The 23,942-nt window shown below is 65.8% G+C and carries 20 protein-coding genes and 1 other RNA gene; 14 read left to right on the forward strand and 7 right to left on the reverse strand.

Annotated features, from left to right (window positions below):
* Positions 1-247 precede the first annotated feature (247 nt).
* Entirely contained in the window at positions 248-1,564 is a 1,317-nt protein-coding gene (locus tag NTCA1_RS00835; protein ID WP_159827316.1) for a sigma-54 dependent transcriptional regulator, read from the reverse strand.
* The gene (locus NTCA1_RS00840) at positions 1,561-3,273 is read right to left on the reverse strand and encodes an ATP-binding protein (RefSeq protein ID WP_159827319.1); all 1,713 of its coding nucleotides are present in this window, start codon (positions 3,271-3,273) and stop codon (positions 1,561-1,563) included. The genes NTCA1_RS00835 and NTCA1_RS00840 overlap by 4 nt, the downstream gene beginning before the upstream one ends.
* A gap of 235 nt (positions 3,274-3,508) precedes the next feature.
* On the opposite strand from NTCA1_RS00840, the gene NTCA1_RS00845 reads away from it, so the two are divergent.
* Genes NTCA1_RS00845 through NTCA1_RS00860 form a run of 4 tightly spaced genes read left to right on the forward strand, consistent with a single transcriptional unit; the run spans position 3,509 to position 9,089 of the window.
* A complete protein-coding gene (locus NTCA1_RS00845) occupies positions 3,509-4,831 on the forward strand; it encodes a dicarboxylate/amino acid:cation symporter (RefSeq protein ID WP_159827322.1) in 1,323 nt (440 codons plus the stop codon).
* Positions 4,832-4,887: 56 nt separating this feature from the next.
* Entirely contained in the window at positions 4,888-6,333 is a 1,446-nt protein-coding gene (locus tag NTCA1_RS00850) for an alginate export family protein (RefSeq protein WP_159827325.1), read from the forward strand.
* Positions 6,334-6,346: 13 nt separating this feature from the next.
* A complete protein-coding gene (locus tag NTCA1_RS00855; protein WP_159827328.1) occupies positions 6,347-7,981 on the forward strand; it encodes an NAD-dependent malic enzyme in 1,635 nt (544 codons plus the stop codon).
* A gap of 16 nt (positions 7,982-7,997) precedes the next feature.
* Positions 7,998-9,089 carry an oxidoreductase gene (locus tag NTCA1_RS00860; protein ID WP_159827331.1) on the forward strand — a complete coding sequence of 364 codons (1,092 nt, stop codon included), beginning with the start codon at positions 7,998-8,000 and terminating at the stop codon, positions 9,087-9,089.
* Positions 9,090-9,452: 363 nt separating this feature from the next.
* On the opposite strand, the gene rpoH is transcribed toward NTCA1_RS00860, so the two are convergent.
* The gene (gene rpoH / locus NTCA1_RS00865; protein ID WP_159827334.1) at positions 9,453-10,355 is read right to left on the reverse strand and encodes an RNA polymerase sigma factor RpoH; all 903 of its coding nucleotides are present in this window, start codon (positions 10,353-10,355) and stop codon (positions 9,453-9,455) included.
* 94 nt (positions 10,356-10,449) lie between these two features.
* Positions 10,450-11,394, reverse strand: coding sequence for an RluA family pseudouridine synthase (locus tag NTCA1_RS00870; protein WP_159827337.1), 945 nt, complete (start codon positions 11,392-11,394; stop codon positions 10,450-10,452).
* A gap of 18 nt (positions 11,395-11,412) precedes the next feature.
* Between NTCA1_RS00870 and NTCA1_RS00875 the strand changes: the two genes are divergently transcribed.
* From NTCA1_RS00875 to rnpB, 4 genes are all read left to right on the forward strand, one after another.
* Positions 11,413-11,886 carry a M67 family metallopeptidase gene (locus NTCA1_RS00875; RefSeq protein WP_159827340.1) on the forward strand — a complete coding sequence of 158 codons (474 nt, stop codon included), beginning with the start codon at positions 11,413-11,415 and terminating at the stop codon, positions 11,884-11,886.
* A 26-nt stretch (positions 11,887-11,912) separates the two neighbouring features.
* The gene (locus NTCA1_RS00880) at positions 11,913-12,554 is read left to right on the forward strand and encodes a histidine phosphotransferase family protein (protein WP_133084236.1); all 642 of its coding nucleotides are present in this window, start codon (positions 11,913-11,915) and stop codon (positions 12,552-12,554) included.
* Positions 12,555-12,668: 114 nt separating this feature from the next.
* Complete coding sequence (locus NTCA1_RS00885) at positions 12,669-13,373, forward strand: N-acetylmuramoyl-L-alanine amidase (RefSeq protein ID WP_086492090.1); 705 nt, start codon at positions 12,669-12,671, stop codon at positions 13,371-13,373.
* Between the two features lie 9 nt (positions 13,374-13,382).
* An RNA gene (gene rnpB, locus NTCA1_RS00890) (RNase P RNA component class A) lies at positions 13,383-13,822 on the forward strand.
* Between the two features lie 81 nt (positions 13,823-13,903).
* Here rnpB and NTCA1_RS00895 read toward each other — a convergent pair.
* Positions 13,904-14,719, reverse strand: a complete 816-nt coding sequence (locus NTCA1_RS00895; RefSeq protein WP_159827343.1) for a metallophosphoesterase — start codon at positions 14,717-14,719, stop codon at positions 13,904-13,906.
* 102 nt (positions 14,720-14,821) lie between these two features.
* Positions 14,822-15,577 carry an SIMPL domain-containing protein gene (locus NTCA1_RS00900; protein ID WP_159827346.1) on the reverse strand — a complete coding sequence of 252 codons (756 nt, stop codon included), beginning with the start codon at positions 15,575-15,577 and terminating at the stop codon, positions 14,822-14,824.
* Between the two features lie 95 nt (positions 15,578-15,672).
* Between NTCA1_RS00900 and NTCA1_RS00905 the strand changes: the two genes are divergently transcribed.
* The 6 genes from NTCA1_RS00905 to NTCA1_RS00930 all read left to right on the forward strand — a co-directional run bounded on the left by NTCA1_RS00905 (position 15,673) and on the right by NTCA1_RS00930 (position 22,414).
* A complete protein-coding gene (locus tag NTCA1_RS00905) occupies positions 15,673-16,101 on the forward strand; it encodes a VOC family protein (RefSeq protein WP_159827349.1) in 429 nt (142 codons plus the stop codon).
* Positions 16,102-16,317: 216 nt separating this feature from the next.
* Complete coding sequence (locus tag NTCA1_RS00910; protein WP_159827352.1) at positions 16,318-17,727, forward strand: glycosyl transferase family protein; 1,410 nt, start codon at positions 16,318-16,320, stop codon at positions 17,725-17,727.
* A complete protein-coding gene (locus tag NTCA1_RS00915; RefSeq protein WP_159827355.1) occupies positions 17,724-18,956 on the forward strand; it encodes a hypothetical protein in 1,233 nt (410 codons plus the stop codon). Before NTCA1_RS00910 ends, NTCA1_RS00915 begins: the two co-directional genes overlap by 4 nt.
* Positions 18,957-19,003: 47 nt before the next feature.
* Positions 19,004-19,918 carry a sulfite exporter TauE/SafE family protein gene (locus NTCA1_RS00920; protein WP_086492085.1) on the forward strand — a complete coding sequence of 305 codons (915 nt, stop codon included), beginning with the start codon at positions 19,004-19,006 and terminating at the stop codon, positions 19,916-19,918.
* A complete protein-coding gene (locus NTCA1_RS00925; protein ID WP_086492084.1) occupies positions 19,915-20,679 on the forward strand; it encodes a TIGR02186 family protein in 765 nt (254 codons plus the stop codon). The genes NTCA1_RS00920 and NTCA1_RS00925 overlap by 4 nt, the downstream gene beginning before the upstream one ends.
* 94 nt (positions 20,680-20,773) lie before the next feature.
* Positions 20,774-22,414 (forward strand): ATP-binding protein, encoded by a 1,641-nt coding sequence (locus NTCA1_RS00930; RefSeq protein WP_374705155.1) that lies wholly within the window; start codon positions 20,774-20,776, stop codon positions 22,412-22,414.
* An 83-nt stretch (positions 22,415-22,497) separates the two neighbouring features.
* On the opposite strand, the gene NTCA1_RS00935 is transcribed toward NTCA1_RS00930, so the two are convergent.
* Positions 22,498-23,928 carry an MATE family efflux transporter gene (locus NTCA1_RS00935; protein WP_159827361.1) on the reverse strand — a complete coding sequence of 477 codons (1,431 nt, stop codon included), beginning with the start codon at positions 23,926-23,928 and terminating at the stop codon, positions 22,498-22,500.
* Positions 23,929-23,942 lie beyond the last annotated feature (14 nt).

Genomic DNA, 23,942 nt, shown 5'->3' on the forward strand with positions numbered 1-23,942 from the left:
GTCGTTATCTTACCCGTCCCTTCGTCATTGCGAGCGTAGCGAAGCAATCCAGGGCGGCTCTGCGCAGCTCTGGATTGCCGCGTCGGCTTCGCCTCCTCGCAATGACGAAAGGGGGGAGGCGCCGCAGGCCTTAATTATCTGCCGCAGCCATGGGCGCACAACGAACAGGCAGGGCGTGACCTAGACGGTAACGGGGGTGAAGGGGGGCTTTGCTCCCCTGCTTTTCCTTCTTCTTCCCCTCGCGCCTTCACCCCTTCTGGCGCAACGCCCCCAGATCGATCCCGTGCTTGTTCACCTTGTAGTAGAACGTCTTGCGCGGCAGATCGAGCGAGCGGATGGCGGCGCCGATCTCTCCGTTGGCGGCGAGCACGGCGGCGATGATTTCCTCGCGTTCGAAGGCGTCCACGCGTTCGGTCAGGCTCCTGGCTGCGGAAGGGGATGGCGTGGGCGAGGATCCGCCCAGGCCCAGCACGAACTGTTCCGCGAAGTTGGCGAGTTCGCGGACGTTGCCCGGCCAGTCGTGGCGTTCGAGCATCGTGCGCACGGCTGCGGTCACCGGCGGCAAGTCCCGGCCAGTGCGTCCGGCGGCATCTCCGGCGAAGCGTGCGAAGAGGGGGGCGATATCCTCGCGGCGCTCGCGTAGCGGCGGCACGGAGAGGCGCATGGCGGCCAGCCGGTAGAACAGCGGCGGCAGCAGGGACGGGGGCGGGCCTTCGGCAGCGTTCTGGCTGGTGGAGATCACCCGCATGTCCACCGGCATGGCCTCGTCGCGGCGGCGCAGCGCGCGCTGTTCGATGAAGGGCAGCAGGCGCTCCTGCAAGTGCGCGGGCGCCCGGTCGATATCGTCGAGGTAGAGCGTGCCGCGATGCGCGGCGGCGAGGCCGGGTTCGGCATGGCCGCTGGCGGTGAACAGGGGCTCCGCCAGCGTCTCGGGCATTCCGGCGCAAGCGATCGGCAGGAACCTGTGGCGCGCGCGCTTGCCGGAGCGGTGGATCAGCCGGGCGAGGAGATCCTTGCCGGTGCCGGTCTCGCCTTCGATGAAGAGGTCGATATCGGCATTGGCAAGGACCGGGATCATCTCGCGCAGGTGGCGGATCGCCGGGCTTTCGCCAAGGAAGACCGGGGCATCCTCGGCCTGGGCCAGACTGCGGAGGCGCCGGTTCTCCAGTGTCAGTGCGCGGGCGGTGGCGGCACGGTTGACGGCGGCGATCAGGGCATCGGGTGCGAAAGGCTTGGTCAGGAAGTCCCAGGCCCCGGCCTTGAGCATCTGCACGGCCATTTCGATATCGCCGTGCCCGGTGACGAGAATGACCGGCAGTTCGGCATCGCGTTCGTAAAGCTGGCGGAACAGGTCGATGCCCGAGACATGGGGCATGCGCACGTCGGTAACGACGACGCCGGGCCAGTCCTGCGCTATGGCGGCGAGCGCCGGGGCGGCCTCGGGGAAATGCTGCACGTCGAATCCGGCAAGCCTGAGCAGTTGCGCGGTCGAACGGGCAAGATCCTCGTCATCCTCTACGAGCGCGACCCGGGCGACGGTCTGGCCAGTATTCTGAGTAGTCATCGGGCCAGTCTCAATTCCAGTTCGAAAACCGCGCCGGTCCTGTCCGGCACGAGGCGCAGGGAACCACCGAATTCCTGGGCGATATCCTGCGCGATCACGAGGCCGAGGCCGAGGCCTTCGGCGCGGCTGGTGGCAAAGGGGGTGAACAGGCGATCGGCGATTTCCGGTGCGATGCCGGGGCCGTTGTCGGCCACCCGCAGACACAGGACATCGTGGCTCGCTTCCACGGAAAGGCGGATGCGCGGATCGGGGCGCCCGGCCAGCGCTTCCGTGGCATTCTGGAGCAGGTTCACGAGGATCTGTTCCAGCCGCACCTTGTCGCCCCGGACCTTGAGATCCGCCGCAATCGCGGGCCTTTCGAAAGTCAGGGCGGCAAGGCGCTCTTTCAGCAGGAGCTGCGCGCCATCCACCACTTCGGCCAGAGAAACGGCGCTTTCGGCGCCGCTCGCCTTGCGGGCGAAGCCGCGAAGCTGGGCGGTGATCACGCCGATGCGCTCGGCAAGACGGTCTATGGCGGAAAGATTTTCGCGCACTTCTCCCGCCTCGCCAAGGTCCAGCAACTGGCCTGCGCTGCGGGCATAGTTGCGGATCGCGGCGACCGGCTGGGCGGTTTCGTGGGCGACGCTGGCGGTGACCTGCCCCAATGTGGCGAGGCGATTGGCGAGGCGCAGTTCCTCGCGCAGGAGCGCGGCGCGTTGTTCCAGCGCGGTGCGTTCTTCCATCTCGCGGCGCAGTTCGGCGGTGCGTTCGGTGACGGCGGCTTCGAGCAGGGCCGTGCGTTCGCGGCGGCGGCGATTGCGCTGGGCCAGCCACCAGAGCGCGCCGACAGCGACCAGTGCCAGCGTTGCCGCCACGGCCTGGGCGCTGCGCACGGGGGTGGTCACGGCAAGGCGGATCGGCAGGGCGAGGTTGACGCGCCATGCGTCGCGATTGGGCGGGCTGGTGGCAAGCTGAAGCCGCTCGGTCCGCCCCGGCATGCGCAGGAAACCGTCGCTGTCCGCCCCGTAGGGCGCCGGTTTCAGGCCGGGAATGCCGATGTCGCCCGCGATCTCCTTTTGCCGTGCGGGATCGATCGGGCGGGTCATGGCGAAGCGCCAGGCGGGCCGACTGGAGACGAGCACCACCCCGTCGCGATTGGTCACGAAAGTCTCGCCGCCCGCCGTGCGCCACTGCGCCTCGATGCGGGCGAATTCTAGCTTGATGACGATCACGCAGTCCCCGGCTGCCTTGCGTGCGAGGTAGAGGCCGGGGCGGTGGCTGACGGTGCCGAGCGCGAACTGGGCGCCGTCGCCGTGGCGAAGGGCATCGCGGTAATAGCGGCGAAACCGGTAGTCGCGCCCGACGAAGCTGTCGGCGCGGCGCCAGTTGCTGGCGGCAATGGCGAAACCGTTCTCGCCCACGAGATAGATGGCCGAGGCGCCGATCTGACCTGCGAAGGCTTCTAGCTTGGCATTGAGGCGGCGCTCGGCGCCTTCCTCGCCGTCCGCGGCGGCGATCACGTCGCGGTCGTCGGCCAGGGTCTGGGGCAGCAGGCGGAAGCGGGCGATCTCGCTGTTGAGCAGCGCCTGTCGCAGCCGGGCGTCGGCGGAAACGGAAGCGGCGAAAGCGGCGGTTGCGCGCCTGCGCACGATCTCGCCGCCGACGCTGCCGAAAAGCACGGCGGCGGCAAGCGCGGCGAGCAGCCAGTATAGGGTTTGACGGCGAGTCACGGCGGGAGGTTAGGCGGGTGCGCCATGATGTGCAACTTTCGGCACATCGCTGCAGTGCAATGTGCCGATTCCTGCGCTCGGGAATAGGAGGGGTTTTTCAGGAATGGCAGAAATCGGCGGTTTTAAACGAATGCAAAAATGTCTTTGGCCGCAGCGTGGAATGGAAGAGTCTGTGGCCAGCACACGATAAGCATAAGTCTTGCGTGTGCCAGAGAGAGGAAGAAAGGCCTTACCCATGCATGCCACGTTGTCCGAAACGCACGAACCGTCCAAGCCGAAGCGCTGGTATGGGCACCTCTATGTGCAAGTGCTGATCGCCATCGCGGCGGGCGTGACAGTGGGCCACTTCGCACCGGGTACGGGCGAAGCGCTCAAGCCGCTCGGCGATGCCTTCATCAAGCTGGTAAAGATGGTGATCGCGCCGGTCATCTTCCTGACCATCGTTACCGGCATCGCCTCGATGCGCGACCTGCGCTCGGTCGGCCGCGTCGCGGGCAAGGCTTTCGGCTACTTCTTCTTCTTCTCGACCCTGGCGCTGATCGTCGGGCTGATCGTGGCGAATGTGGTTCGCCCCGGCCATGGCCTGAATATCGATCCTGCCACGCTCGATGCCTCGAAGGTCGCAACCTACTCAGAGAAGGCACACGAAACGTCGATCACCGGGTTCCTGATGGAAATGATCCCGGACACATTCCTCTCCTCCATGACCGAGGGTAATATCCTTCAGGTCCTGGTGATCGCCATTCTCTTCGGCATCGCGCTCGCCATGCTGGGTGACCGGGGCGCCCGTCCGCTTTCCCTGCTCGAAGACGTCTCGCTGGTGTTCTTTAAGCTCGTCTCGATCGTCATGAAGGCCGCGCCGATCGGTGCCTTCGGCGCCATGGCCTTCACCATCGGCAAGTACGGCGTAGGCAGCCTTGCCAACCTCGCCGGACTGGTGGCGACGTTCTACATTACCTCGGCGCTGTTCGTGGTGGTGGTGCTGGGCGTGGTCGCGCGGCTTGCGGGCTTCTCGATCTTCTCGCTGATCTCCTACCTCAAGGCCGAACTGCTGCTGGTGCTGGGCACCTCGTCCTCGGAAAGCGCGCTGCCTTCGCTGATGGAGAAGATGGAGCGCGCGGGCTGCCCCAAGAGCATCGTCGGCCTCGTCGTGCCCACCGGCTACAGCTTCAATCTCGACGGCACCAATATCTACATGACCCTGGCGGCGCTGTTCATCGCCCAGGCCTGCAACGTGGAACTGACCCTGGGGCAGCAGGTCCTGCTGCTGGGCGTGGCCATGCTCTCTTCCAAGGGCGCGGCGGGCGTGACCGGCGCGGGCTTCATCACGCTGGCGGCGACCCTGTCGATCGTGCCTTCGGTGCCGGTCGCGGGCATGGCGCTGATCCTGGGCGTCGACCGCTTCATGTCGGAATGCCGCAGCCTTACGAACTTCATCGGCAATGCCGTGGCGACCGTGGTGGTCACGCGGTGGGAAGGTAAGCTCGACACCGAGCGCTTCAAGGCCGTGCTCGCCAACCGCGAGCCCGCCGTCACCGCGAGCCCCGTGCTCGTCTGACCTGACCGCCCGACCTGACCTGCGCGGGGCGAAAGCCCCGCAGAGGAACCACGGACATGAAGATTTCCCTGCCGCGGCTGCTGGCCGCCACCCTTTGCTGCGCCTCTTTTCCGGCCCATGCCGAAGAGGCGAAGACCCCGGTCTACCCGGTTTCCTCGAACGGCGACGGTGCCGTCACCAACGGCTACAGCATTTCCCGCTGGGCCGAGGACTGGCGGGTCATGGCCGACGAGAAGAAGCGGGACGATCCGCTCGACCGGCTCAAGTTCCTTCCGCTCGATGGAGACGGTGACATCTACGTCACGCTCTCGGGCGAGCTGCGCCTCCGCGTCAACCAGACCACCAATCCCAACCTGCGAGAGGCGGAGGCGCAGCGGCAGGACATTTCCCGCATGGTGGCGGGCGCCGACCTGCACATCGGCCCGCACCTTCGCTTCTACGGCGAGCTGGCGCATGGCGGCCTCGGCGGACGCAACCTCGGCGCACCTTCGAGCAACTTCCGCAACGGCCTTGCCGCCCAGCAGTATTTCGCCGAGGCAAACGGGCAGATAGCGGGTCTCGACGTGGGCATCCGCTATGGCCGCCAGGAGTTCGTGGATGGACCCAACCTGCTCACCTCGCAGCGCGACAACAATACCCTGCATTACACGCTGAACGGCGTGCGCGCCTGGGTGCGCGGCAAGGCGGTGCGCGCCGACGTCTTCGACTTGCGCCCCACCGCCTATGGCGAGGACGGCATCGGTGACGACAAGAGCGATCCCGAACGCCGCTTTTCCGGCGTGACGCTGGGCTATGCCGTGCCGAAGACGGTCCTTGGCGATTCGAAACTCTTCGTCGATCCCTTCCTCTGGCGGCGGCGCAACGGCGTTGGCACCTGGGGCGGGCGGATCGGCCCGGCGACGCGCTGGTATGGCGGGGTCCACGTCTACGGCGATGCCGGGCCGCTCCAGCTCGACTGGACGGTGAACCACCAGTGGGGCACCTTCATGGACCAGAAGATCGACGCCTGGCAGGTGCTGCTGGCGCAGTCCTGGCGCCTCGGGAAGGACAAGGCGGCACCGCGCATCGGCCTTAGCGCCGACTATGCCAGCGGCGGCGGCGGCTATGGAGACGGCAAGCTGCGCGATGCCTATTCGCCCTTCGGCAACAACATCTACTACAGCTACCAGCTCTACCTGACGCCCTCGAACCTTCGTGCCCTGGCACCGACTTTCAGCTTCTCGCCGCTCAAGAACGTGAAAGTGAATGCCGAATACCGCTTCGCCTGGCGTGACAGTGTCACCGATGCGGTCTATCGGGCCAACGGCCAACCCTTTGCCGGCACCCAGAACGGCCGGGCGCGCAAGATCGCCGAACTCGCCCGCCTTCAGGCGGTCTGGCAGATCTCGCCCCGCGTCTCGTTCACCGGGCGCTACGAGCATCTCGAAGCCGGCCCCGCGCTGACCGATGCGGGTTACCGCAGCTCCGATTTTCTCGCGGGCTGGCTGAGTCTACGCTTTTGATGAAAGGTCACTGATGTCTTCCACGCGTCACGCCGCCGCCCGCGCACTGCTTTCCGATCCCCTGACCAACAAGGGGACCGCCTTCACCGCCGAGGAGCGTGACGCGTTCGGCCTGCACGGCCTGCTGCCCCCGCATGTCGGAACGCTCGACAGCCAGATCGAACGCCGCCGCAAGGCACTGGAAGAAAAGGAAAGCGACTTCCAGCGCTATGCCTTCCTGCGCGAGCTTCAGGATTCGAACGAGGTGCTGTTCCATGCCCTGGTGCAGAGCGACCTGCCGCGCATGCTGCCGCTGGTCTACACGCCCACGGTGGGCGAGGGCTGCGAGCGCTTCAGCGAGATCTGGCGCCGTCCGCGCGGCCTGTTCCTGAGCTACCCCAACCGCGACCGCATTTCCGACATTCTCGCGGACCCCGCCTACGACCGGGTGAAAGTGATCGTCGTCAGCGACGGCGAGCGCATTCTCGGCCTGGGCGACCAGGGCGCGGGCGGCATGGGCATTCCGATCGGCAAGCTGGCGCTCTACACCGCCTGCGCGGGCATCCACCCTTCGGAAGTCCTGCCGATCCTGCTGGACCTCGGCACCGACAACCACGCCCGCCGCGAGGATCCGCTCTACGTGGGCTGGCGCGCCCCACGCGTGCGGGGGCAGGACTACGACGATTTCGTCGAGACGTTCGTTTCGGCCGTCAACGACCGCTTCCCCGGTGTCCTGCTTCAGTGGGAGGATTTCGCGGGCAAGAACGCCTATGACCTGCTGGTGCGCTATCGCGATCGCCTGCTGAGCTTCAACGACGATATCCAGGGCACTGCCGCCACGGCCGTCGGCACACTGCTGGCGGCGATCGGCCGTACCGGCGTGCCGCTCACCGAACAGCGTGTCGTGCTGTTCGGCGCGGGCGCGGCAGGCAGCGGCGTGGCCGAGATGCTGGTTCAGGCGATGATGGCGGACGGGCTCGACGAGAAGGCGGCACGCGCGAACATCTGGGCGGTGGACCGCGACGGGCTGATCCTTTCCGACATTCCGCGCCTGCCGCAGCAGCAGGCGAAGCTGGCGCGCGATCCGGCGGAGATCGAGGGCTGGAACGTCAGCGGCCAGAACATGATCTCGCTTCAGGAAGTGGTGGCCAACGTCCATCCCACCGTGCTGATCGGCACCTCGGGACAGAAGGCGGCGTTCGACGAGCGCACCATCCGCACGATGGCGGAGACGGTCGAGCGGCCGGTGGTCTTCCCGCTCTCCAACCCGATCTCGCGCGCCGAAGCCCATCCGGCGGACATTCTCGAATGGACGGGCGGCAAGGCGATCGTCGGCACCGGCAGCCCCTTCGGCACGCCGGGCGTCACGCAGGTCAACAATGTCTACATCTTCCCGGGCGTCGGCCTTGGCGCACTGGCCAGCGGGGCCACGGCGGTGAGCGACGCGATGTTCATGGCCGCCGCGCGCCGTCTGGGCGAGCTGGGCGGCGGCACGCAAGATGGCAGGGGCGGACTTCTGCCTGCGGTGACCGAATTGCGGGATGTGGCGCTGGAAATCGCCGTTGCCGTGGCGGCGCAGGCGCAGGCCGAGGGGCTCGCCACCGCCGAACCCGAGGCGTTGACGCGCGAGAGCATTGCCGCAAGCATGTGGCAGGCGCGCTACGCCTGAACGGAAGGAACAGGGTATGGACGAGACCGGAGCCGATAGCACTGTCGGGGCAGGCCTGCTCGGCTACGGCTATGCCGGGGCCACGTTCCATGCGCCGCTGATGGACGCGGTAGAGGGGCTGGAACTTTCCCGGTTTGGAAGCCGGAGCGGGGACAGGATCCTCGTCCGGTTTCCCGATGCCATGGTCCATGAGAAACCCGCAGACCTGATCGACGATCCGCAAGTCGATCTCGTCGTGGTGGCAACGCCCAACGATACGCATTTCCCGCTGGCGCAAGCGGCGCTGGAAGCGGGCAAGCATGTCGTGGTCGATAAGCCTTTCACGCTCGATCTTGCCCAGGCGCGGACGCTGATCGCGCTGGCGCAAGCCAATGGGTGCCTGCTCACGGTATTCCACAATCGCCGGTGGGACAGCGATTTCCTCAGCGTGCGCAAGGCGATCGCGGCGGGCCTCGTCGGCGATCCCGCCCACCTCGAGATCCATTTCGACCGGTTCCGCCCGCAAGTCCGCGATCGCTGGCGCGAGGGCGATGGGCCGGGCGCCGGGATCTGGTTCGACCTTGGGCCGCATCTGGTCGATCACGCCCTCCTGCTGATGGGCCTGCCGGACCGGGTCACGGCTTCGCTGGCGCTCCAGCGCGAGGGTGGGCGGAGCACGGACTGGGCTCATGTCGTTATCGAATATGCCGATGGCAAGCGGGCGATCCTTCATGCCTCGATGCTGGTGGCGGGCGGCTCGGGGCGCTTCATCGTCCACGGTACGGGCGGCAGTGCGGTGAAGCACGGCATGGACGTGCAGGAGAGCCAGCTGCTTGCCGGAATGATGCCGGGCGCGCCGGGTTGGGGCGAGGACGGCGACCCGCTGGTGCTCTACGACGCGCAGGGCAATGCCAGCCGCTTGCCCGCCGAGCCGGGCGACCAGCGCGAATTCTACCGCCTTGTCGGGGAAGCGGTGCGGGGCAGGGCGCCCAATCCCGTGCCGCCGATCCAGTCGCTGGCAGTGATGGCCGTGATCGAGGCGGCGGAGCGCTCCGCTGAGGAAGGGCGATCGGTGGAACTGGACCTGACCGCCGAGGAACGCGCGGCCTGGGATGCGAGCCGGACTTAGTTCGCGCGCGCCCAGTTGCGTCATTGCCAGCGTAGGGAAGCAATCCAGGGCGGCTCTGCGCAACTCTGGATTGCTTCGCTACGCTAGTGGGTGACGAGGTTGGGGGAAAGGACGAGCCGCGCATCACGCACACGTCATCCTGAACTTGTTTAGCTTCGCTGGCCTTTGGCTCAGGATCCATTCCTGGCCATCAGCGGCAGTTTGTTCGGCGAGATGGATCCTGAAACAAGTTCAGGATGACGCAGGTTTTGGGGATTGGAGGTGCGTTATCGGGTCCTTCGCCGGAAGCACCCAACCCTTCGCCCAAACGAAAACGGGCCGCCCTTTCGGACGGCCCGTTTCTTTTTTCTCGGAAGCCGAAGCTCAGGCCGCAGGCAGGAGCTTGCGGTCGCTGGCGATGCGGTTCATCGCCTTTTGCAGCTTCTCGAACGCCCGCACCTCGATCTGGCGGACGCGTTCGCGGCTGACGTGGTAGACCTGGCTCAGCTCTTCGAGCGTCTTCGGGTCGTCCGTCAGGCGGCGCTCCATCAGGATGTCGCGCTCGCGTTCGTTGAGGCCGTCCATGGCTTCCACCAGCATGGCGTGACGAACGGTGGCTTCTTCCGCATCCGCGACGGTTTCATCCTGAAGCGGACGGTCGTCCGCCAGTACGTCCTGCCACTGGCCTTCGCCTTCCTCACGCAGGGAGACGTTCAGCGAGGCATCGCCGCCCATCATCATGCGCCGGTTCATGTTGACCACTTCCTGCTCGGAAACGCCGAGCGTGGTTGCGATCTTGGCGACATCGTCGGGATGAAGGTCGGAATCCTCGTAAGCGTCGAGATTCTTCTTCATCCGGCGAAGGTTGAAGAACAGCTTTTTCTGTGCGGCGGTGGTGCCCATCTTCACGAGCGACCACGAACGCAGGATGTACTCTTGAATCGAAGCCTTGATCCACCACATCGCATAAGTGGCGAGGCGGAAGCCCCGATCGGGTTCGAACTTCTTCACACCCTGCATGAGGCCGATGTTGCCTTCGGAGATGAGTTCCGAGACCGGCAGGCCGTAGCCGCGGTAACCCATCGCGATCTTCGCGACGAGGCGAAGGTGGCTGGTCACCAGCTGGCCCGCGGCTGCGGGATCCTCATGCTCCTTGTAGCGCTTGGCGAGCATGTATTCCTGCTCGGGCGCGAGAAGCGGGAACTTGCGGATCTCGGACAGGTAGCGGTTGAGGCTCTGCTCACCGCCCAGTGCCGGCACCGCCGGGAGATTACGTTCCTTGCTCACAATATCCGTCCTTTCCGGTCGGCCCGCGGTCGAAGACCCTTGCGAGGCGTCTTAGCTTGGGGCCACCCTTTCAAGATAGCACAATTATCCGATTTCAGTGTCGCAGTTCATCGATCAGGGTCCGCATGTCGTCGGGCAGCGGACTGATGAAATGGACGTTCTCTCCAGTAACGGGATGGACGAAGCCAAGTTCCGCGGCATGAAGCGCCTGCCGGGAAAAACCGAGTCGCTGGAGAATCGGGCGAATCGCTGAAGGTGTACGACCATATACAGGGTCCCCCAATAGCGAATGACCGATTGACGACATGTGAACGCGTACCTGATGCGTGCGTCCCGTTTCCAGGCGGCACTCCACGAGACTCGCGTTTTTCAGCGATTCCAGCGTGCGATAGTGGGTAACCGCGTGCTTGCCGCGACCATCTTCGACCAGCGCCATCTTCTTGCGGTTGGCGTTGGAGCGCGCGATCGCCCCGCGCACGGTCCCCGCCAGCGGGATGGGCCTTCCCGAAACGACGGCCCGGTAGGCGCGTGCGATCGAATGGTCCGCGAACTGCACGGCCAGCCCTTCGTGGGCCTTGTCGGTCTTGGCGACCACGAGCAGGCCAGAGGTGTCCTTGTCGATCCGGTGGACGATGCCCGGCCGCGCCACGCCGCCGATGCCGGAAAGCTGGCCGCGGCAGTGGTGTAGCAGCGCATTCACCAGAGTGCCGTCGAGATTGCCCGCCGCCGGATGGACGACGAGGCCCGCAGGCTTGTCGACGATGATCAGGTACTCGTCCTCGAACACGACGCTGAGCGGAATGTCCTGCGCGACCGCTTCGGCAGGCGCGGCTTCGGGCACGTCGATCGCGAAGGCAGTGCCGCCCGAGACCTTGAGCGAGGCCTGGGATACGGGCTTGCCGGCCAGGGAAATCCGGCCTTCGCCCATCAAGGCCTTGATGCGTTCGCGCGAAAGACCGCTGGCCTCTGCCAGCGCCTTGTCGAGACGGCCGCCGTCGCTGCCGATGAAACCCTGGATGATGTTTTCGTAAGCCCCCATTGCCTGTAGGATTTGGGGATGAATGTCGCAGTGACAAGTGATGTGATCGCAAGATTGCATGAAGAATCTTTAAGGGCCCATCCAGAGGAATGCTGCGGCATACTGATCGGGAACGAAGACCGCATCGAAGAGGTGATTCCCGCTGCCAACGTCGCTTTAGAGCCTACCCGGCATTTCGAGATAGATCCGGCGACGCTCCTGGCCGCGCATCGCGCCGCGCGGCAGGGCGCGGGACGGGAAGGTGCGGGCAAGGTCATGGGCTATTATCACTCGCACCCGGTGGGCCGTCCGGTGCCGTCGGCCACCGATTGCGAACATTCCACCGGGGATTTGCGCGTTTGGGCGATCATCGCGGACGGGCAGGTTGCTTTCTGGCGCGATACCGGGAATGGATTTTCGCCTCTGACATGCCATATCGTTGGATCGGTCGCCCGTAACGACCTGAATCCGAATGGGCATCCGAAAGTTCATCCGAATGCCTCGCCCGAATGATTACTGAAAAGGGAAGTCTCCAGTCCATGACGACCAGTTCGCTCGAACTTGCCAGTCTGCTATGTTCGCGCCTGTGCCATGACATGCTCAGCCCCGTTGGCGCACTGACCAACGGGCTGGAACTGCTCACGGACGAGAAAGACCCCGAAATGCGCCAGCGCTGCTTCGAGCTGCTGGACCAGAGCGCGCGGATCTCGGCCGACAAGCTGAAGTTCTTCCGCCTTGCCTTCGGCGCGGCGGGCGGCTTCGGCGACATGGTGCCTGTCAGCGAGGCGCGCGCGCTGATCGATGCGCTGGTGGCGAACAATGCCCGCATCGTGCTCAACTGGGCGCTCGGCAGCGACATGCTGCCTAAGCCCGCGGTCAAGACGCTGCTCAATTTCGGCCTTATCGGCATCGAGGCCCTCCCGCGCGGCGGCACTCTGGACCTTGCGGCGGAATTCCGCGACGGCATGAGCGAGATCGTGGTGCGCGCGGCAGGCCCGCGTATCGCTTTCGATCGGGACATCGGCCGCGCTCTCGAAGGCGCGCTGCCGGAGGGCGACCTTTCCAGCCGCACCGCGCCCGCCGCGATGATCCAGCAGCTTGCGCACGGGCAGGGGGGCAAGTTGCAATATGCCCTGGCCGACGACGCGCTGGTGCTGGGCGCGGTCCTGCCGGGAGCCTGACACTTCGGCAGGCTCAGGGTGAGTTCGTTTGATGTTTCAGACCAGTTCGGTCGGAGGTGATGCGATGTTTCCAGCTCCGAGCCTGTTGAAGCCCCCGCGCGGAGGCGCCGCGGCATGAACCGCTGGCTCGTCAACCGGACCGTCGCCTCGCCCAATTGCAACGAGCGCAAGCTGCCGATCTCGATGGTCGTGCTGCACTATACCGGCATGAAATCGGCCGCCGAGGCGCTGGAGCGGATGTGCGATCCGGCGGCGGAAGTCTCGGCGCACTACATGATCGACGAGGACGGCGTGGTGACCTCGCTCGTGCCCGAAGGCAAGCGGGCCTGGCACGCCGGACGTTCGTACTGGCGCGGGGTGACGGACGTGAATTCGGCCTCGATCGGCATCGAACTGGTCAATCCGGGCCACGAATGGGGCTACCGTCCGTTCCCGGAGGCGCAGATGGAAGCGCTGCTGCCGCTGCTTGCGGACATCGTCAAGCGCAACGACATTCCGCGCGGCAATGTCGTGGGTCATTCCGACATCGCGCCCGCGCGCAAGCAGGACCCCGGCGAATATTTCGACTGGGCGCGCCTCGGCGAACTGGGCCTGGCGCTGAAGATTCCCGTCGCGAAGATGAACCTGTTCTACGACAATCCCGGCGCCTTCTACCTGGCGCTCGAACGGTTCGGCTACGACATAGCCGATGGGCGCGCCGCCGTCACCGCATTCCAGCGGCGATGGCGACCCGAACTGATCGACGGCGAGATCGATGGAGAAATCGGCGCGATTCTGTTGGAACTGCTGTTGGAGCGCGACAACGGTCGTGCTAGGTGACCGCCCGCATCGGGGGGCCGGGCAGCCGCGGGCATCTTACGATGCGCGAGGAAAGTCCGGGCTCCACGAAACAAGGGTGGCGGATAACATCCGCCGGGCGAGTCGGGTTTTCAGGCCCGGCGAAGCCTAGGGAAAGTGCCACAGAGAGCAGACCGCCTCGCCAACAGGGTTCGTCCCTCGCGGCAGGTAAGGGTGAAAGGGTGCGGTAAGAGCGCACCGCGCTTCCGGTAACGGAAAGCGGCATGGCAAACCCCACCCGGAGCAAGACCGAATAGGGACTGCGCGCCATCTTGAATGGCGGGTCTGTTTCAGACCCAGGCAGTCCGGGTTGGTCGCTTGAGCGGCGCAGCAATGCGTCGCCTAGAGGAATGGCTGCCGCCGCGGCGTAAGGTCCCTCCTTGGGGAGACCACGCCAGGAACAGAACCCGGCTTACAGGCTCCCCGGTGCATTTTTGGAACAAGCTTGACGGTTAAACGTCGTCCCGGATCAAGTCCGGGACGACGTTTAACCGTCAAACGCCGGGTAAAGTTCACCCCTCGTCGGCAACCTGCACGGTTATGCCGTCATCGCTTTCGCACGCCTGGATGAACCAGCGCTCGCTGCCTTCCAGCGCGATCGCGGTGAGACGCCCGTGCATGTAGGCCCCGGTGTCGATGCCGACGCGGTTGCCCCGGACATCCGGTTCCTCGGTGATCGTGTGCCCGTGAACCACGAAGCCGCCGAATTCGCCGCTGTGGCTAAGAAACGGCTCGCGAATCCAGCGGCAGTCGTGGCCGAGCTGGTTTTCCAGCGGCGTGCCCGGACGAACCCCGGCATGGACGAAAATATAATCGCCCAAGCGGATCATCTTCTGGAAGCCGTCGATGAAATCGAAATCCTGCTGCGGGATGGCTTCCATGGCCGCGCCGTGCAGGTCTTCGAGTTCGGCCTCTCGCACGAAGTCGGGATCCATGCCGTAGGACAGGATCGTCTCGCGCCCGCCGAACTTGAGGAAGCTGCGGAAAGCGTCCAGCTTTTCGCGGGAGACCAGCAGCATTTCCTCATGATTGCCCTGGATGAATTCGACCTCGCGCTGGCGGGCGAGTTCGCTGGCGCGGGCGAGAACGCCGGCGCTGTCCGGCCCCCGGTCGATCAGGTCGCCGAGGAGAATCACGAGGCCGCGTGAATTGCCCGGTTGGGCGACCGCGCGCTGGCTATCGTCCCGTTCGATCGCCTCGATCAGGCGTTCGAACAAGTCGAGCCGCCCGTGGATGTCGCCGATCGCATAGACGCGCTGTCCTGCGGGCAATTCGGGCGGGCGGGCGCTGGGAGCGCGGCCGAGGAGGTTTCTGATCTTCGCGAGCATTGCGTCAGGCGGACTATAGAAACCCGCAAGCATGCCGACAAGCCGGACGCGATGCAGTTTCGCCCGGTCCTCCCATGGCCGCGCCGGATCGAGCCTGCGCGGCTATTTGAGGTAGAAATCGACTGTCGTGACCACGCGCACTTTCTTGTAGGGCGTGTCGGACACGCCCCAGCCGCCGCCGGAATCGCCGTCACGCGCCTCGATCGTGAAATAGCCCTGGGTCGCGCTCTTGATCGCACCCACTTCGGCTCCGCTATCCTTGGCGAACTGTTCGGCGGCGGCGCGGGCGTCCTTGGTGGCGGCGGCGACCATGGGCGGCTTGATATCGTTGAGCCGGGTGAACGTGAAAGCCATGCCCGAGCCTTCCTCCAGGATCACGCCCCGCCGCACGAGTTCGAACTGGCGGCGCACCGCGTCCTGCGCCCGTTTGATGTCCTGGCTGCGCAAGGTCATCCGCTGGCGAACGGTGAAGGTGACGACGCCGTTGTCCTTGCTCTGCTGGACGTTTGCGCCGGTGGGCTGCAAGGCATCGGCCGGAAACCCAAGCTCCCCGAAGAAGGCCTGAATCGCGCGCGTGTCGTTCTCCACGCCGGACTGCGCGGTGGCCAGATCGCCCGCGCTGGAGGAGTAGGCGATGGTCCAGGTCGCGAGATCGGCCGTCACGTCCCGTTCGGCCAGGCCCCGCACGGTGACGGAACGATCCGCGCGGTGGGCGCGCTTCAGGCCGTCGCCCAGAAGGTAGCCGCCTGCCACGAGGCCGATGGCGATGATCGCCGAGGGCAAGAGCCAGCGCCGGTTTGCCGGACCTGGCAAGAAGGAGGTGGAGTGATGGCGCTTTCCTGGGCTATCGTTGGACATCGCAGCTTCTCCCTGAAGTCTTCGGGACAATGCTCTCCGGCGACTTTCTCAGGGATGAACCGTTTTTCTTGCGCGATGAATTGAAGGAATGCCCCGTGACGAAGTACCTCCACACCATGATCCGCGTGACCGATCCCGATGCGACGATCCGTTTCTTCGAACTGATCGGCCTGCGGGAAACGCGCCGTTTCTCCAGCGAAGAGGGGCGCTTCACGCTGATCTATCTGGCCGTGCCGGGTGAAGAGGCCGAAGTCGAACTCACGCACAACTGGCCCGCCGAGGACGGATCGTTCGAGGAATATACCGGCGGCCGCAATTTCGGGCATCTCGCGTTCCAGGTGGATGACATCTACGCGACCTGCCAGACCCTTGCCGATGCAGGCGTGACGATCAATCGCCCCCCGCGCGACGGCCACATGGCCTTCATCCGCACCCCGGACGGCATTTCCGTCGAACTCCTGCAGGACGGCCGCCTCGATCCGGCGGAACCCTGGGCCTCGATGCCGAATGTCGGCAGCTGGTAAATGAAGCGCCGCCGGTCCCCGGTCTCGGGACCGGCGGTTTCTCCGCAAGTGCGTTAGTTAACTTTATGAAATAGACGCATGTTCATTGGTGCGTCTCGCTTCAGCGCAATATTCCGCCACCCGCAATGAGTCGTCGTGAAAGTCGGCAGCCCTGAAGGGGTTTTCGACTTTCACGGCGTGGATTCGATCCGATTTCCGGCGGGGGCTGAAATGGGAATGGGTGAGCTAACCGAATTGGGATTGAGCGGCCTGCTGTTTGTCGAGCAGGAGCTTTTGATATTTGCCGGTTTCTGGGTTCTGATCGGCACTCTCGACGAGCTGGTGATTGACGGCTGCTGGCTGTGGTTTCGCCTTCGCGGAAGTGCCGGAACCGGGCGCATTTCCCAGGCCGCCGCCCATGCGCCGCTGCGCGGGAAGGCAGCCGTGTTCATCGCGGCCTGGCAGGAAGAGCAGGTGATCGGCCATACGATCCGCCATGCTCTGTCCGCCTGGAGGCAGGACGATTTCACCCTCTACGTCGGCTGCTACGGCAACGATGCCGCTACCGTCTGTGCGGCGATGGAGGGGGCGGGGATGGACCCGCGCGTGCGGGTGGTCATTCACGAGCGGGCCGGGCCCACAACCAAGGCCGATTGTCTCAACCGGCTCTATCGCGCGCTTTGCGCCGACGAAGACCAGACGGACCAGCGCTATCGCTGCGTGATCCTTCACGATTCGGAAGACATGGTTCACCCGGCCGAACTCGCCGTGATCGACAGAGGGCTGACGTCTGCCGATTTCGTGCAGCTTCCCGTCCGGCCCGAACCGCAGCCCGCCTCGCGCTGGGTGGGCGGGCACTATCTCGACGAATTCACCGAAGCGCATACCAAGTCGCTGGTGGTGCGCGATGCGCTCGGCGCGGCGATCCCGGCCGCGGGCGTGGGCTGCGGGTTTGCGAGGGACATGCTCGAACGCATTGCCGTCGGCCGCCAGCGCGAGGGCAATCCGGGGCCTTTCGCCGCCGAATGCCTGACCGAGGACTACGAACTGGGCGTCCTGGTTTCGCGCGAAGGCGGCCGCGCCCGCTTCCTTCGCGTCCGCGACGAGAAGGGCGAACTCGTCGCCACGCGCGCCTATTTCCCGGCGCGCTTCAGGGAGGCGATCCGGCAGAAGACGCGCTGGATCCACGGGATCGCCTTTCAGGGCTGGGAGCGCCTTGGTTGGGAGGGCAAACCGGCGGACACCTGGATGGCCCTGCGCGACCGACGCGGGCCGCTGACCGCGATCGTGCTGGCGAGCAGCTATGCGCTGGTCGTCGTGGAAGGCGTCCTCGGCATTCCGCGCATCCTGGGTTGGGACATCGGCACGATGCCCGGACCGCCCCTGCTGCGCTGGCTGATCGCCGCTGGCCTGTTCAGCCTCGTCTGGCGCAGCCTGCTGAGGGCGACGCTCACCGCGCGCGAATATGGTCTGGCGGAGGGCGTCTGGGCGATCCTGCGGATTCCCGTAGCCAACTATATCGCGATCATGGCCGGGCGTGATGCGCTGGCGTCTTACATCAGGACGCTGAGAGGCGGGCAGGTGACCTGGGACAAGACCCGCCACGATGCGCACCCTGCCTCGGCCACCGGAGGAGCATCGGCATGAGCGCGGTGCAGCGTCTTCGCGGACAACCACTGGTTGCCCTGCTCGCGGTCCTTGCCGGATGGATGGGCGGCCGGATTTCCACCTGGGAAACGCCTCTGCCGGTGCGACCCGCAGCGGTGCAGGCCATGGCGCTTGCTCCGGCCGGAAGGCAAGGCGCTGCCGGGACTGACGGCGTGCAGGCCTATCCCGGTCCGCTGTCTCCGGCGGGATCGGGGTTCTATGCCGCTTACGGTCCGCCCTATGGCGCCCCCTATGGTTTAGGACCCGTCGTGCGGGAGGCCTATCCCGTCTTCGTGAAAGTGCCGGTCTGGGCCGCAGGCGCCCCGGCCTATCCGCGTAATAGCGAACTAGGCGGGAGAGACTTTCCGCCATCGCCCGGTCGGGCGCCCCGCTATGCTTCGACGGCTGGCTGGCCTCTGGCGGCACAGGATGCTTCGTCTCTCGGCTTCATGCCGCGTGAAGGTGAAAACGGGGGCTTGCCTCCGGGCCTGCCGCCGCTGGGGCAATTCGCGGCGCAGCCTTATCCGCCGTCCAGCATTACGCCGCCGCCTGCGCCGGTGACACAGCCGAAGCGATGGTCGATGGACGCCTGGGCGCTTGTCAGGCAAGGCAGCGCGGGGCCGCTTACCAACGGGGCGCTTCCGGCAAGCTACGGGGCCAGCCAGAGCGGTGCGATATTGCGCTACCGGCTCTATCCCGGTGACGCGCGGCAGGTCACCGCCTATTTGCGCACGACCGCCACTCTCGGCGCGTCCAGAGGAGAAACTTCCGCAGCGGCCGGGCTTTCGGCGCGCCCGTTCCCGGCCGTGCCGGTGATCGCCGCCATGGAGGCCCGGCTCACGCAGCAGGGCGGCATGACATGGGTGCAACCGGCGGTCATGGGCGTGACCCAGCTTCCCTATTTCCGGCTGCCGGGCGGCCTGCGCGGCGAGGCCTATGCCCAGGCCGGTTATGTCGGCGGGCGCTTCGCGACGCCTTTTGCCGACGGCCAGTTGCGCATGGACCGATCGCTTCTCACGCGGGGCAGAACGCAAGTGCGGCTCGGCGGAGGACTCTGGGGCGGCGCGCAGAAGGGCGCGGAGCGTCTCGATGCGGGACCATCCGCGACCGTCACGTTCCCGCTCTGGCGCGGCGGTTTCGGGCGACTTGCCGCGGACTGGCGGTTTCGGGTCGGCGGCGATGCCGAGCCCGGCTCCGGTCCGGCGGTCACACTATCCGCAGGTTTCTGATTCGCCGCTTTCCTACTGGGAGATGCTGCGGTAGCGAGAAGGGTGGAATGGATGTCTATCTCCCCATAGCCAACCTCTCGGTCAACGGTCTCATCATCGTCGGCCTGGGCGCGATCACCGGCCTGCTCTCGGGCATGTTCGGCGTGGGCGGCGGCTTCCTGACGACCCCGCTGATGATCTTCTACGGCATTCCGCCCACGGTGGCGGCGGCTTCGGCTGCCAGCCAGGTGACGGGGGCCAGCGTATCCGGCGTGTTCGCCCATACACGGCGCGGCGGCGTGGACTACCACATGGGCGGCGTGATGGTGGTTGGCGGCATCATCGGGACCGGCATCGGGGCAGGGCTGTTCAGTCTGCTCCAGCGGCTCGGCCAGATCGATACGGTCATCAACATCCTCTACGTGCTGATGCTGGGCGGCATCGGCGGACTGATGGCCCGCGAGAGCATCCAGTCGATCCGCGCCGAACGATCCGGCATTCCGATCGCGGCCCGCAAGCGGCGCCACCATCCCATGGTAGCCAGCCTGCCCCTGCGCTGGCGGTTCTACCGTTCGGGCCTCTACATTTCCCCGCTCGCCCCGCTGCTGCTGGGGATCGGCACCGGCATCCTGACCATGCTGATGGGCGTCGGCGGCGGGTTCATTCTCGTTCCCGCGATGCTCTACATCCTGGGCATGAGCGCCAATGTCGTGGTCGGCACGTCGCTGTTCCAGATCCTGTTCGTCACCATGGCGACGACGATGATGCACTCGATGACCACCCACGCGGTGGACATCGTGCTCGCTTCGCTGCTGCTGCTGGGCTCGGTCACGGGCGCACAACTCGGCGCGCAATTCGCCCAGAAGGCGAGCCCCGTGAAGCTGCGCCTGGTACTGGCGATCATCGTCCTGCTGGTGGCCGGGCGCATGGCGATCGGCCTCGGCTATCGCCCGGACGAGATCTACACGGTCTCCCCCCTGTGAAGCGCCTGCGGCTTTCGGCTTGCGCGCTTGCCGCCGCGATCCTGCTCGGCGGCGCGCGCGATCCGATCCTCGTTCCCGAAGTCTCGCAGCACGAAGTGGACCTGCGGCAGGGCTTCACCGGCACCGAACTGCTGCTCTTCGGTGCGATCCTGACCCCGGAAGGCTCCCGCGCCGCGCAGGATTACGACATCGTCGTCGTCCTCAAGGGGCCGACCCAGTCCATCGTCCTGCGCGAAAAGCAGAAAGTGGCAGGCATCTGGATCAATGCCGACAGCACGGAGCTGCGCTCTGCGCCGTCCTACTACGCGCTTGCCTCGACCCGGCCGATCAGCGACATCGTCGACGACAAGACTGCCGCGATCTACGAACTCGGCCTCAAGTGGCTGCAGCTTTCCCCGATCGGCGCCATCGACCCTGCCGAGCAGACGCGCTTTTCGGACGGTCTTGTCGATCTCAATCGCCGCAACGGGCTCTACCGCGAGGATGCGGGCGGGGTGAAGGTCAGCGAGCAAGTCCTCTACCAGGCGCGGATCTGGCTGCCCTCGCAAGTGCCGACCGGGACTTATACCGCCGAGACTTATGCGGTGACGCGCGGACGGGTGGTCGCTTCGGCCAGCAGCCAGGTCGAAGTGCGTAAGCTGGGGTTTGAGCGCGCCACGGCCAATTTCGCGGAGAACTACGGCTTCGCCTATGGCCTGCTGGCCGTGGCCGTCTCGATCGGCATGGGCTGGTTAGCCGGTCGCCTTTTTGCCCTGCGCTGATCTTGCCAGGCGGAGCTTTTAGCCGGAAATTAACCGCGCTCGCCTAGCTCTTCGCACGAGGACTTGCTCCGGGGGCACAATGAACGAGTTGCGAATGGAAGGCTTCGATGCCGCGCGGGCGCCGCAGGATCGGACGGATCACGAGCCGGTCGGCGCGATTCTGGAGATCTCCGGTGCAGGCGCACGGATCGCTTTCGATCTTCGCCGGTTGGAGGCCTCGGCGCAGGACCCGGACCCTTCGGTCGCGATGTCGGGCCAGGTCGGCAGCCAGGTCAGGATCCGTGTCGGCCGTGGCTGGCTGCTGGCCAGCATACGCAGCCAGAAAAGCGATGCCACCGTGCCCGGCGGCATCGTTGCCGAAGCCGATTTCCTGGGTGAGGGGCTGGAAGAGCGCCTGACCGGCCGCATCCACGGTTTCCGGCGCGGCGTGACCCGTTATCCCATACCCGGCGCGCTGGTCTATCCCGTCGGCACCGAGGACTTGCGGCAAGTCTATGCCAGCGATGGACGCAAGGCGGTGCAGATCGGCACCGTCTATCCTACCCGGGACATTCGCGCGTCTCTCTATATCGATGCCCTGCTGGGCAAGCATTTCGCGCTGCTCGGCTCGACCGGCACCGGCAAGTCCACCAGCGCCGCGCTGATCCTGCACCGGATCTGCGAGCAGGCGCCGGAAGGCCACGTCATCATGGTCGATCCGCACGGCGAATATGGCACGGCCTTCCGCGACAGCGGCGTGATCCTCGACGTTTCGAACTTGCAGATGCCCTACTGGCTGATGAACTTCGAGGAGCACTGCGAGGTCCTCGTCACCACGCGCGGGGACGAGCGGCAACTCGATTGCGAGATCCTCGGCAAGTGCCTGCTGGAAGCACGCGGCAAGAACCGGCTGGCGGAGCAGATCGGCAAGATCACGGTGGATTCGCCGATTCCCTATCTGCTGTCCGACTTGTCCGCGATCCTGAACAACCACATGGGCAAGCTCGACAAGGGGCACTCCAGCGCCCCTTACATGCGGCTGAAGAACAAGCTCGACGAGTTGAAGGGCGATCCGCGCTATCAGTTCATGTTCTCCGGTATGCTGGTGGGCGATACGATGGCGGAGTTCATCTCGAAGCTGTTCCGCCTGCCGTCACGCGGGCGGCCGATCTCGATCATCGACGTTTCGGGCGTGCCGTCCGACATCACCAGCACGGTGGTCGCCGTGCTCAGCCGCATGGTCTTCGACTTCGCGGTCTGGGCGCGCGAGGAGAAGACGCGGCCGATCCTGCTCGTCTGCGAGGAGGCGCATCGCTATGTGCCTAGCGAGAAGAACGCCGACGGGTCCTCGGTCGGGCGCATCCTTTCGCGCATCGCCAAGGAAGGGCGCAAGTACGGCATCTCGCTCGGCCTCGTCACCCAGCGCCCCTCGGACCTTGCAGAAGGCGTGCTCTCGCAGTGCGGGACGATCATCGCGATGCGCCTCAACAACGAGCGCGACCAGGCTTTCGTGCGGGCGGCTATGCCGGAAGGGGCGCGCGGTTTCCTCGATTCCATCCCGGCGCTGCGCAACCGCGAATGCGTGATCTGCGGCGAAGGCGTGGCGATTCCGATCCGCGCCTCGTTCGACGATCTGGAGGAATCCCGGCGTCCTGCTTCCGGCGATCCCTCTTTCACCGAGCTGTGGAGCAGTTCGGGCGGGGAGGAGGAGATGGTCCTGCGCACGGTCCAGCGTTGGCGCGCGCAGGGAAGGTAGAGTTTTCTGGAAAATGGCCTTTTGGCCATTTTCGTAGCGGCGCCGGCCCACGCCCCCACCAAAAATCCGCCTTCAGCGGATTTTCAAAGATCAAACGCCGCGCGCCACTTGCCCCAGCGGTAGTAGGCCAGAGTCAGGGCCACGGTCAGCGCTGAGCCGACCGGGTAGGCCCACCAGAGAGCCTCGCTGCCGATCAGCGGATAGGCCAGATAGTAGAAGCCGAGGCGTCCCGGATAGAGGCCGAGGAACATGATGATCAGCGGCACCACCACGGCCCCATAGGCGCGCAAGGTGCCGGTGAGGATCATGGTGATCGACACGATCACGAACGAGGCGGTGCAGACCAGCTGGATATGCCGGGCGATCGGCATGGCGGGGCTGTCCCCGCCCAGGAACAGCGCCAGCAGAGGGTGGTCAAACACCACGATCACTGCCGCCAGCAGCGTTGAGAGCGCGAGGTTGGTGACGAGGCCGATCTCGGTCACTTTGCCGACGCGGGCATGGTCGTGCGCGCCGAGCGACTGCGCGACCATGGCGCTGACGGCCGAGCCGATCGCCATCGCGGGCATCTGGAGATAGTTCCACAGTTGCAGCGAAGCGCCGTAGGCTGCCGCCGAATCCAGTCCCTCGCGGTTGACCAGGCCGACCATGATGAGGCCCGCCGAAGAGACGAGCAGCATCTGTGCGCCCATCGGCAGGCCCTTGAGGATCACGTAGCGCAGCTCGTTGCCGCGCGGGATCATGTAGCCCAGTTCCGCGCCGCGCAGGCGCATCGGCAGATCCTTGCGGTAGATCGTCCAGAGCTGGAACACGAGGCCGGCGAAGTTCGCGAAGGCCGTTGCCGCCGCCGATCCGGCGATCCCCAGCGTGGGCAGCGGGCCGGGTCCGATGATCAGCAGCGGGTTCAGGATCACGTCCAGCGCCACCGTCAGGATCATCGCATGGAGCGGCGTCTTCGAATCGCCCGCGCCGCGCATGCCCATCGAGACCATCAGCGAGAGCGAGCCGAGCGGCAGGGTCACGAAGATCACGCGCAGATAGTCCAGCGCCTCGATCCGGCTCTGGCCCGGCGTGCCCAGCGCATGAAGCAGCGCGTCCGCGCCGAGCCATCCGGCCAGCCCGCAGATCACCGAGAGCAGGAGACAGAAGCCCACGCCGGAACCGAACGTGCGCCGCGCCGCGTCGATGTCGCGCGCGCCGAAGTGCTGGCCGACGCGCACCGTGGTCGCCATGCCGAAGCCGAACACCAGCGCGATCAGCAGGAACATGATGATATTGGCATTGGCGGTCGCCGCCAGCGCGCTCTCGCCCAGCAGCCGCCCGACCCAGATCGCGTTGACCGAGCCGTTGAGCGTCTGGAGGACGTTCGAGATCAGCATCGGGATCGAGAAGATCAGCAGGGTCCTGAGGATCGGGCCCTGCGTGAGGTCACCCTTCATCCGCGCCATCTGCTGCGGCGGAGGGGCTTCCTCGGGTTCGGTCTCTCCGGCCGGTATCGGCGATGCTTCGTTCATGTGTCCCCTTACAT

This window comes from Novosphingobium sp. TCA1, assembly GCF_009811895.1.
Lineage (GTDB): Bacteria > Pseudomonadota > Alphaproteobacteria > Sphingomonadales > Sphingomonadaceae > Novosphingobium > Novosphingobium panipatense_A.

Excerpts from the sequence above, each read along its gene's own strand:
- NTCA1_RS00920 (WP_086492085.1), top strand. The coding sequence starts at position 19,004 with ATGGATGTCTATCTCCCCATAGCCAACCTCTCGGTCAACGGTCTCATC.
- NTCA1_RS00880 (WP_133084236.1), top strand. The coding sequence starts at position 11,913 with ATGACGACCAGTTCGCTCGAACTTGCCAGTCTGCTATGTTCGCGCCTG.
- NTCA1_RS00835 (WP_159827316.1), bottom strand. The coding sequence starts at position 1,564 with ATGACTACTCAGAATACTGGCCAGACCGTCGCCCGGGTCGCGCTCGTA.
- NTCA1_RS00915 (WP_159827355.1), top strand. The coding sequence starts at position 17,724 with ATGAGCGCGGTGCAGCGTCTTCGCGGACAACCACTGGTTGCCCTGCTC.
- NTCA1_RS00855 (WP_159827328.1), top strand. The coding sequence starts at position 6,347 with ATGTCTTCCACGCGTCACGCCGCCGCCCGCGCACTGCTTTCCGATCCC.
- NTCA1_RS00935 (WP_159827361.1), bottom strand. The coding sequence starts at position 23,928 with ATGAACGAAGCATCGCCGATACCGGCCGGAGAGACCGAACCCGAGGAA.
- NTCA1_RS00930 (WP_374705155.1), top strand. The coding sequence starts at position 20,774 with ATGGAAGGCTTCGATGCCGCGCGGGCGCCGCAGGATCGGACGGATCAC.
- NTCA1_RS00900 (WP_159827346.1), bottom strand. The coding sequence starts at position 15,577 with ATGTCCAACGATAGCCCAGGAAAGCGCCATCACTCCACCTCCTTCTTG.
- NTCA1_RS00895 (WP_159827343.1), bottom strand. The coding sequence starts at position 14,719 with ATGCTCGCGAAGATCAGAAACCTCCTCGGCCGCGCTCCCAGCGCCCGC.
- NTCA1_RS00860 (WP_159827331.1), top strand. The coding sequence starts at position 7,998 with ATGGACGAGACCGGAGCCGATAGCACTGTCGGGGCAGGCCTGCTCGGC.
- NTCA1_RS00845 (WP_159827322.1), top strand. The coding sequence starts at position 3,509 with ATGCATGCCACGTTGTCCGAAACGCACGAACCGTCCAAGCCGAAGCGC.
- NTCA1_RS00875 (WP_159827340.1), top strand. The coding sequence starts at position 11,413 with ATGAATGTCGCAGTGACAAGTGATGTGATCGCAAGATTGCATGAAGAA.
- NTCA1_RS00870 (WP_159827337.1), bottom strand. The coding sequence starts at position 11,394 with ATGGGGGCTTACGAAAACATCATCCAGGGTTTCATCGGCAGCGACGGC.
- NTCA1_RS00885 (WP_086492090.1), top strand. The coding sequence starts at position 12,669 with ATGAACCGCTGGCTCGTCAACCGGACCGTCGCCTCGCCCAATTGCAAC.
- NTCA1_RS00850 (WP_159827325.1), top strand. The coding sequence starts at position 4,888 with ATGAAGATTTCCCTGCCGCGGCTGCTGGCCGCCACCCTTTGCTGCGCC.
- NTCA1_RS00910 (WP_159827352.1), top strand. The coding sequence starts at position 16,318 with ATGGGTGAGCTAACCGAATTGGGATTGAGCGGCCTGCTGTTTGTCGAG.